The sequence below is a fragment of the Kitasatospora sp. NPDC036993 genome, from assembly GCF_055607525.1.
The window spans coordinates 548227-557368 of sequence record NZ_JBVJRP010000002.1; the positions used below are offsets into that span (position 1 = coordinate 548227).

The 9142-nt window shown below is 76.1% G+C and carries 7 protein-coding genes; 3 read left to right on the plus strand and 4 right to left on the minus strand.

What is annotated here, in order from left to right:
- The 4 genes from ACZ7C5_RS05810 to ACZ7C5_RS05825 form a co-directional block, all read right to left on the minus strand.
- Window positions 1-2961 (minus strand): hypothetical protein, encoded by a 2961-nt coding sequence (locus tag ACZ7C5_RS05810; protein WP_470322061.1) that lies wholly within the window; start codon window positions 2959-2961, stop codon window positions 1-3.
- Window positions 2961-4859 carry an HSP90 family protein gene (locus ACZ7C5_RS05815; RefSeq protein ID WP_470322062.1) on the minus strand — a complete coding sequence of 633 codons (1899 nt, stop codon included), beginning with the start codon at window positions 4857-4859 and terminating at the stop codon, window positions 2961-2963. Before ACZ7C5_RS05815 ends, ACZ7C5_RS05810 begins: the two co-directional genes overlap by 1 nt.
- Window positions 4860-4935: 76 nt before the next feature.
- A complete protein-coding gene (locus tag ACZ7C5_RS05820; protein ID WP_470322063.1) occupies window positions 4936-5973 on the minus strand; it encodes a hypothetical protein in 1038 nt (345 codons plus the stop codon).
- A gap of 161 nt (window positions 5974-6134) precedes the next feature.
- Window positions 6135-7142 (minus strand): LuxR C-terminal-related transcriptional regulator, encoded by a 1008-nt coding sequence (locus ACZ7C5_RS05825; RefSeq protein WP_401085100.1) that lies wholly within the window; start codon window positions 7140-7142, stop codon window positions 6135-6137.
- A 293-nt stretch (window positions 7143-7435) separates the two neighbouring features.
- Here ACZ7C5_RS05825 and ACZ7C5_RS05830 point away from each other — a divergent pair, with 293 nt between their 5' ends.
- From ACZ7C5_RS05830 to ACZ7C5_RS05840, 3 genes are all read left to right on the plus strand, one after another.
- Window positions 7436-7765: a hypothetical protein gene (locus ACZ7C5_RS05830; protein WP_401085103.1), complete on the plus strand. Its 330-nt coding sequence runs from the start codon at window positions 7436-7438 to the stop codon at window positions 7763-7765.
- 261 nt (window positions 7766-8026) lie between these two features.
- Window positions 8027-8251: a hypothetical protein gene (locus tag ACZ7C5_RS05835; RefSeq protein ID WP_401085106.1), complete on the plus strand. Its 225-nt coding sequence runs from the start codon at window positions 8027-8029 to the stop codon at window positions 8249-8251.
- A 53-nt stretch (window positions 8252-8304) separates the two neighbouring features.
- Entirely contained in the window at window positions 8305-8964 is a 660-nt protein-coding gene (locus ACZ7C5_RS05840) for a response regulator transcription factor (protein ID WP_401085109.1), read from the plus strand.
- Window positions 8965-9142: the final 178 nt, after the last annotated feature.

Below are 9142 nucleotides of genomic sequence, written 5' to 3' on the forward strand. Positions count from 1 at the left end.
TCACTCCCCGGCGAACCGCTCCCGCAGCTCCGCCAGCACCTCCGCCGCCTCCGGCAGCCCGGCCGCCTCGCAGCGCGCGATGCCGGCGGTCAGCCTGGCCACCGCCGCGTCGGTGCGCCCGAGGTCGCCGCCCTCGATCAGCGCGGCCAGCCGGACCGACTCCGCCCGCGGCGACTCGGCCCGCCCGCCACCCGCCCCGTACGCGGGGATGGCCAGCTCGACCTCGGCCAGCGCCTCCTCGTAGCGCTCGGCGACGGCCAGCGAGCGCGCCCGCTCGTAGTGCGAACCGCCGCGCAGGTGCCAGGAGTTGTACTCCTCGCCGCGCGCCTCGGCCGCCTCGCCGACCGCGTCCGCCTCGGCCAGCAGGGCGAGCGAGGCGGTCAGCCCCTCCTCACCCTCCTCCCGCATCGTCAGCCGGGCCAGCTCCCGCAGGGTGGCGGCCAGCTGGTCCACCTGCGGGGCCCGGCCGTGCGCCGTGCGGGCCCGGGCCAGCGCGGCCTCGGCGGCGTCCCAGCGGTCGGCCCTGGCGAGTGCCAGAGCGGCCTCGCAGGCGACCATGGTGTGGGTCTCCTGGTCCTCCCAGCCGGCCACCTGGTCGGCCAGCCGCAGGTACTCCTCGGCGGCGTCCCGGTACTCCTCCAGGTCGGAAAGGCCGCGCGCGAGGTCCAGCCGGGCCTGGGCGGCCATCCGGACGTCCAGCCGGTCCGCCGAGGCGTCCAGCAGCACCGACTCCAGTACGGCCACCGCGTCCGCCGCCCGGCCGGTGTCCCGCAGCACGTCGGCCAGTTGCAGGCGCACCCGGGCGGCGTCCTCGACCGCCTCGGCGCCCTGCCGGTCGTAGCGCGCGGCCGCCTCCGACAGCGCGCGGACCGCACCGCCGAGGTCGCCCGTCCGGAGACAGGAGTGGCCGAGCATCAGGTACGTCGGCGCGTACGGGTAGGAGTCGTCGCCCCAGCGCACGGCCTCGGCCAGCGCCCGGTGGAACACCTCGGCCGCCTGGCCGGGCTCGTCGCTCTGCAACAGCACCTGACCGAGCAGGCCGAGTACCCGCGGGGTGTGCCAGGGCAGCCCGGCCTCGTCCAGCCGGGCCAGCACCTCGCGGAGTTCGGCCTCCGCCTCGGCCTGCCTGCCCTCCCGGGCGGCGACATCGGCGGTGTACTGCCGGGCGGCGGCGGCCCGGCGCTCGGAGCCCAGCTCCACGGCGGCCCGCCGGTAGGCCTCGACCGTCGTCCCGAAGCGCCCGGCCACCTCGGCGGGCGGCTCGGGCAGCGCCCCGACCAGGTCGTGGTGGGCGGCGTAGGCGCGGCACTGCAGGACGATCAGGTAGTCGTCGTCGGTGATCGCGCCGCCGGCCCGCAGCTCCCCGGCCCGGACCAGCGCCGCGTCGAGCGCCGGCCAGTCAACCTGCCGGGCGCCGGACCCGCCCTCCCCGGTCTCGACGGCCTCGCCGGCCTCGCCGGTCTCGACGGTCTCGTCCAGGTCCACGATCAGCGTCCGGGTACGGCACATCAGCGCCGCCCCGTCCATCCCCACCTGCTCGAACAGCTCGGCGGCGGCCAGCAGCCCGGCCCTGCCCTCGGCGGTCGCGTCACGGTGGAGGGCCTCGTGGGCGCGCTGCTCGGCGAGTTCGGCACGCAGCCGCTCCGGGCCGCCCAGTTCGTCGCTCCGCGGATGGACGAAGTCCGCGGCCCCGGCCCGCTCGGCGACCCGCCTCCACAGCCGGTCGGAGTCCGGGTGGCCGAGCAACTCCAGCTCGCGGGCCCTGAGCACCAGCGCGGTGAAGTCCTCCGGCTCCGGCTCGGCCTCCCGGCGCGGCGCGGGCACGGCGGCCGGGACGGCGGACAGCCCGGGCGCGGCGGCGGCCCGCACGCCCAGGGCCAGCGGCTCGGCCGTCAGCGGCCCGACGGCCAGCCGGGCGCGCCGCCCGGCGCCGACCGCGTCGGTGCCGTTGCGGGCGTCGAAGCGGGCGGCCAGCGCGTCAGCCTCGGCACGCACGTGGGCGAGCAGGGGGTCCACCGTCCAGACGGTGCCGGGCGGGCCGGTGACGGCGAGGCCGCCGTGGCCGGCCCCGGCGAGCCGGGCGAGCAGCACCTCGACACCGGTCAGGAACTCCAGCCGGGAGCCCGGCGAACCGGTGACCGCGAACAGGTCGCGGTTCTCGGCGAGCAGTTCCAGGCCGCGCGGCTCGTTTCCGGAGAGCGCGCAGAACTCGATGTGCAGGCCGACGGCGTCCAGCATCGAGGCCTTGCCGCGGGCCTGGCGGTAGCCGGTCAGATGGCCGGAGCGGACCTCGTCCAGCAGGCCCAGGCGCAGCTGCGCGAGCAGCGCGTTGGCCTGGCTGAGCTGGGGCTCCTGCTCGCAGCCGCTGCGGCCGTCGAGCACCGGGGCGAGCAGTTCCAGCGCCCTGGCGTCGTCCCCGGCGGCGATGAAGTGCCGGGCGCGGGCGCGGGTCTCGCAGGCGTGGCAGTCGCTCAGTTCGGAGCGCGGGCGCCCCGCCCACAGCTCGTAGGCGTCCTGCACTCCGGTGCCGGTGTGCACGGCCAGGTGGTAGCGCTGGGCGTAGTACGGCTGGAGGTCGTGGCCGGCCGCGCGGTACCGGTCGCGCAGCTCGGTGTGCCAGCGCCTGATCGCCGCGAGCGGGACGTCCGGGGTCTCCAGGAGCGAGTCGGCGACCCACTTGAAGCGCCAGAACACCTGGTGCGCGGCCCACTCGCCGAAGCCGTCCGGGTCGGTGTCCCAGAGCTTGAGGATGCGGGCGAAGACGACCGGGCCCTTGGTGCTCTCGCCGTCGAACTCGTAGGCCTCCATCAGCTCCAGCAGGGCCATCGAGCGGACCCGGGTGTCGTCGAACTGCTCGGCGGCGTCGACGAGTTCCTCGGCGGTGACGGTCCTGGTCCGGCCGTACGGGCGGGCGTCGTTGTCGCGCAGCGCGGCCATCACCGCGTCGGGGGTGTCCAGCATCACGCCTCCTTCTCGTCGTCGCGGCGGGTGCCGGCGCCCGGGGCCGCTCCGGTGCCGCCCGCCGCCTCGTGGCCGAGCATGGCGTGGTCGAGCAGGCTGATGAACGAGCGGTTGAGCAGGGCGGACTCGCTGGCCTTGAGCGGGCGGCGGGTCATCAGCACGGCCTGCCCGTACAGCGCCTCGACGGCGGTGACGGCCAGCTCGCGGTCGGTGACGGTCGCGGCGCGGCGCACCAGCGGGTTGAGGTGGTTGAGCACCAGCTGGGCGCGGGGCACCTCGGCGCGCAGCGAGCCGAGGATGTCCGCCCACAGGCCGTCGGCCTCGTCGGCGAGCTGGGCCCGGGTGCGCTCGTGCCTGGCCTCCCGGTTGTCGAGCAGCAGGGCGGGCGCGTTGGTCGGGTGGAAGCTGCGCAGCGCGACGTCGCAGTCGAACCGGCCGACCACCTCCCGGGCGATCGCCAGGAACGCGCCCGCGGCCAGTTCGGCGGCCGGGTCGACGGTGTCCAGGTGTGCGGTGACGGTGCCCGGGTCGAGGTCGGCGACGGAGACGCCGGGGCGGATCTCGGGCAGCCGGTGCACCAGGTCGCGGTCGTAGGTGTAGCCGCCGTTGACGACGCCGAGCCCGGCCGCTCCGGCGATCGGGGCGACCTGGCGGAACTCCTCGACCGTACGGGTCACCAGCACCACCGGGTGGCTGCGGGCGAACTCGTCCAGGGTGACGTTGCCGTCGGTGGTCTCGAACGGCAGCCAGGGCAGCATCATCCGCAGCAACTCGTCGTCGTACCGGGCGAGTTCCTTGACGGCCAGGTGGTGGACGGACAGGAAGCGGTGCAGCAGCGCCGGGTCGCTCGCGGACAGGCCGGTCAGCCAGTCGCGGATCCTGGCGCCGAGCGCGTCGCGGACGGCGGCCAGCGTCTCGTCGGCGTACAGGCCCTCGCGGGAGGCGGTGGGGCGCAGCCCGTCGGTGTCCACGACGCAGCGGACGAAGAACGCCCAGTCCGGCAGCAGTTCGTCGGCTTGGTCGGAGAGCAGCATGCCCTTGAGGTGCACCCGGTGGCCGTGCCGGCGCGAGGGCGGGGCGGCGTCGGGCAGGACGTACGCGACGCCGCGCAGGCCGACCAGCGGCAGGTCCAGCTCGATGGTGTCGAGCGGGGTGAAGTCGAAGGCGGTGCGGCAGTACTCGGCGAGCGCGTCGCGCCGGGCGAGCGGGGAGGCGTGGCGCTCGGCCCACGGCGGGGTGCGGTTGACCCGGTGCCCGGTGCCGTTCGCGTCGACCACGGTGACGTCGTGGCGCAGCAGGCTGCCGAAGTCGCGGGCGAGGGTGAGGACCCGGCCGGGCCTGGTCCACTCGGCGGCGTCGGCGCGCGGGGCGAGGGTGACGGTGGTGCCGGGCTCGGGCTTGGCCGAGGCGGGCAGGGTGCGGATGGTGTAGCTGCCGTCGGAGCTGCCGCGCCACTCGATCGCCGGGGCGTCCGGGGTGGCGGCGGAGCGGGTGACCACGGTGATCTCGTCGGCGACGACGAAGCAGGCGAGCAGGCCGATGCCGAACTGGCCGATGAACTCGCCGCGGGCCTCGGCCAGTCCGGCGCCGTCCAGCCGGCCGTCGGCGTCGCGCTTGGAACTGCGGCCGATGGTGGCGAGGAAGGTGTGGACGTCCTGCTCGGTCAGGCCGATGCCGGTGTCGGTGACGGACAGCCCGTCGTCGGCGCGGACGGTGATCGTCGCCGGCGCCCCGGGGTCGAGGGCGCGGCGGGCGGAGATCGCGTCCACCGCGTTCTGCAGCAGCTCGCGCAGGTAGACCCGCGGGCTGGAGTAGAGGTGGTGGGAGAGCAGGTCCACCAGGCCGCGCAGGTCCACCTGGAAGGTGTGCGCACTCGTCGGGTTGTCGGTAGGGGACACCGGAGGCTCTTTCGATCGCGGGGCGGATGGCGGTGGTGGGTGGCAGCGGTGGCTGGCGGTGGCGGGTGACCGGGCGTCAGTACCCGGCGCAGCGGTCGCGGTGGGCGCGGAAGGTCTTGGCCGGGTCCCCCGCGAGGTAGTGCCAGGGCGACTCGGTGACGGCCCCGTCCAGCGCGTCGAACAGCAGCCGGGCGGTCTTGCGCTGGCCGGCCAGCGAGAAGACCATCGCGAACGTGTTGAAGCTGCCCTGCCAGCCGCGCACCTGGCGGAAGTCCGGGTGCAGGACGGAGCGGAAGGCGGCCTCCTGGAGTTCGGCCACCACGGCGGGGCTGGTCAGGTGGGCGCGGTCCTCGCCGTCCGGCAGGTCCAGCCAGCGCTCCAGGTGGGCGAGGGCGACCAGCTCGCCCAGCTCGCTGCCCTCGGGCGCGGCCAGCATCGCGGAGCGGGCGAACGCGTGCATCTCCTCGTGCGAACCGCCCCACTTGGCGCACAGCTGCTGGAGGCGCTGCCGGTGCGAGTCGGGGTGCCCGGGTGCCCGGCGGACGGCCGCCTCGAAGCGGCAGGTGGCGACCTCGGGGTCGAGCGAGGCGCCGCGGGCGCTGATCTGGAGGAAGTACCAGGGGGCGAGCCAGGACGGCTCGTGCTCGGCCGCCGCCAGCAGCCGCTCCTCGGCGACGTCGAGGCGCTGGTGGAACAGCTTCCACTGCTCCTCCCCGACGTGCTTGGCCTGGGCACGGGAGCGCGCCTCCCAGGCCCAGGTGACGTGCCGGGCGCCGGACAGCAGCAGCGCGTACGGGTCCTCGGGGGTGTCGGCCAGGGCGCGGCCCGTCCACTCCTCGACCCCGCGCACGTCGGCGATCGCCCCGGCGAGGAAGGTCAGCGCGGGGCCGTCCTCGGCGGCGGCCAGCGCGGGGCGCAGCGCGGCCCAGTCCCCGGCGGCGGCCTGGCTCAGCGCCAGGCGCACCGACTCGTCCCCGTGGGCGGGGTCGAGCCGCGGCGCGGCGCCACCGGCCGCCTCCGGCGATCCGGCGCCCCGTCGGCCGAAGCCGAACCCGCGCCACCCGGCCCGGTCCTGCGCGCCCTCCCCGCCGGAGCGGCGTCGGAACAGCGGCATGTCTGGCCCCCTCGAACGTCATCGGCATCTTTCGCATGGCCGCGCGACGGCCGTGCGATAGGTACATATCACGGTCGACTGACATCCGTTTGCCCAGCCCAGCGCCCCGCCCGCGGGGCGGACGGAGCGGACGGGCGCGGCGACCGGGACGCCCGCCGCCGTCAGCGGTGGGTGCTGGGCTCGCCGAGCCAGCCCAGGCCGGCGACGTGGATGCCCGCCTGGAAGCGGCTGCGGGCGTCCATCCGCACCATCAGGTCGGCCATCATCCGGCGGACCGTCCGCAGCGAGACGCCCAGCCGCTGCCCGGCGCGTTCGTCGGTGAGGCCCTCGGCGAGCAGGCGCAGCAGCTCGCGCTCCTGGGCGGTGAGGCCGTGCGGATCGCGCTGGACGCTCTCCCCGAACGGGCGCGACTGCTCCCAGGTCTGTTCGAACAGCGCGCGCAGCGCGGCGATCACGCCTGGGCTGCGCAGCAGGACCGCGCCCTTGCGCGGGTCCTCGGGGTCGATCGGGACGATCGCGGTGGCGTTGTCGACCAGGATCATCCGCAGCGGCAGCACGGGCGCGGTGCGCACCGCGCCGCCCAGGCCGTACAGCCAGCGGGCGTACTGCACGGTGGCCGGGTCGTTGCGCACGCTGTCCTGGTAGACGGTGCGCATCCGGACCCCGCGTTCCAGGGTCTCCCGGTCGAGCGCGCGGCTGGCCTCCATGACCTGCGGGGGCTGCGGCCCGCCGGGGGCGAAGGAGAGCACCTCGACGGCGGCGTCGGCGGCGAGCTGGACGAGCCGGTCCCTGACCTCCTCCAGGTCCGCGACGAGTTCGACGCCGGGCAGGTTGGCGGGCGCGTTGACGCTCGCGTAGTCGGCCATCAGGTTGGCCATCGCGGAGCGGCTGCGCTCGATCTCCCGCTGGTGCCGGGCGGCCTCGGCCTCCTGACGGGCCAGCAGGGTGGCCATGCCGAGTTCGGGGCTGACCGCCCGCCACCGGTCGGCGCTGCCGGTGGGGCGGGTGAGGGCGAGGTCGGCGAGGTGGTCGAGCGCGCCGCGGACGTCCTCGACGGACGCCTCCAGCAGCCCGGCGATCCCCCCGGTGTCGAGTTCGGGGTGGAGCAGCATCGTGCGGTAGACCGCCTCGTCGAAGGCTCCCAGGCCCAGTGGTCTCGGGCCGCTCAACGGGCTGCCCCCGCAGTGCTGTTCGCCATCGCAACCCTTCCCGCTGCCACCTCGGAACCGGGCGGACCCTTCGGGGGGCCAGCGTAGCGGCAGCCGTCCGGGGGTAGAACGCTTTTGCGGAGAAAATGGCGGCCACTCGTACGACTTGTGAACATCCCGGGCCTTCGGGGGCCCGCGGCCGCCCCGGCCGGCGGGCGGTGCGGGGTCCCGGAACCCTGACATGTTGCTGCCTGACAGGTTTCTGACACCCGGATCGGCGTCGCGGGCTGCCGGCGATCGGTCAGTCTGGTGGTGTGCACCCCATTCGCGTTCAGCTGCACGCCCCCGCCGGGACTCCGGCAGGGGTCGTGCCGCCGTCCCCGGAGAGCCTGCGGGACGGTCTTGAGCGCGGCCTCGGCGGCCCGGTCCGGATCGAGCACGCCCGGATCCTGACCGGCCCCGTCGCGGTGGACGCCGTGGTGTTCGTGCTGGCCGGCTCGCTGCTGGCCGCGGAGTCCGCGGTCGCCGCCGCCTGCACCGCCCTGACCGGCCCCGAGGGCCCGCTGCCCGGCTGGCTGGTGTCGCACTGCGCCGCCGACTCCTGGCTGGCCCTCGGCCTGCACGAGCTGCCGACCTACCGCTGACCCGCGGGGCCGCGGTGGCCCGCCGGACGCGCCGCCCGAGCTGGCCTCAGGGTGTCACGGCACTCTGGTGCCAGCTCCGGATGCTGACACGCGCCCCCGCCGCGGGCCACTCTCGTCGTGTCGCCGAAGACGACGGACCGGACACCGGGACAGCAGCCCCCCAGGGGCCCGGAGAAGGACCGCCGGAACCGGCCCGCGCCGCACCAGTGCGTCCCGGAAGCAGCCCGGGGCCCATTCGATCGAGAGGACCAGGTACCCGCCATGGCCAAGCCCGCCCGTTTCATCACGATTGTCGCCCTCGGCCTCGGCATCCTGACCGCTTCCACCGCGACCGCGCTCGCCAGTGACACCGACCCCGGCGCGTCCGTCACCGTCCCGGCCACCACCGACGGCACCGCTCCGACCGCCACGCCCACCCCGACCCCCACCCCGACCGCCACGCCCACCCGCCCCGGCGCCGGCGGCGACACCTGGGGCTGGGGCTGAGCCGCCCGCGCCGCCCGCCTCCCGCCTCCCGCCGACCCCACCGAGGTAGCCGGATGAGCATCCTGCTGGACCAACCCCTGCACCACCTCACCACGCCCCAGCCCACCGCCGCCGTACGGGTCCTGCTCGCCGACGGCCACCACCTGTTCCGCTCCGGGCTCGGGGCCCTGCTCGACCGGGAGGAGGACCTGGCCGTGGTCGCCGAGGCTCCCACCGCGGAGGCCGCCGCCGAGGCCGCCGCCAGGACCCGGCCCACCGTCGCCGTCCTCGACCCCGACCTGCCGGGGCCCGGCGGACCGGCCGCCGCCCTGATCCGCGACCGGGCACCGGGCACCGCCGTCCTGCTGCTCACCGCGCAGCCGCGCGCGGCCGACCTGCCGCGGGCGCTCGCCGACGGGGCCGCCGGACTGCTCGTCAAGGACGTCCCGCCGGCCGCCCTGATCAGCGCGGTGCGCGAACTCGCCCGCGGCGGACGGGTGTACGACCCGCGGCTGGTGGTGCACGCGGTGCGCTCCGAGGACGTGGCGCTCACCCGGCGCGAGCTGACCGTCCTGGCCCACGTCGCGGACGGCGCGACCATCAACGAGGTCGCCCGCACGCTCTCGCTCTCCCCGGGGACGGTCCGCAACTACGTCTCGTCCGCCATCGCCAAGACCCGCGGCCGCAACCGCTGCGACGCGATCCGGATCGCCCGCGAGCGCGGCTGGCTGTAGGACCGGCCCGGACCGCCGTGGAGCCGCCCCCGGGCAGCGGCCGGCTCCCGCGGCACCGCGACGTGGCGGTGCCCCCGCCACGCCCCAGGGGGGGGACCAGGAAGTCCGGGTGCGGGGTCTTTTTCCCCCCTGCCGGCGCCGGCGCGTTCGGGTTCGCCCCTCCCGCGCGAACCTCCCA

Excerpts from the sequence above, each read along its gene's own strand:
- ACZ7C5_RS05820 (WP_470322063.1), bottom strand. The coding sequence starts at position 5,973 with ATGCCGCTGTTCCGACGCCGCTCCGGCGGGGAGGGCGCGCAGGACCGG.
- ACZ7C5_RS05810 (WP_470322061.1), bottom strand. The coding sequence starts at position 2,961 with ATGCTGGACACCCCCGACGCGGTGATGGCCGCGCTGCGCGACAACGAC.
- ACZ7C5_RS05835 (WP_401085106.1), top strand. The coding sequence starts at position 8,027 with ATGGCCAAGCCCGCCCGTTTCATCACGATTGTCGCCCTCGGCCTCGGC.
- ACZ7C5_RS05840 (WP_401085109.1), top strand. The coding sequence starts at position 8,305 with ATGAGCATCCTGCTGGACCAACCCCTGCACCACCTCACCACGCCCCAG.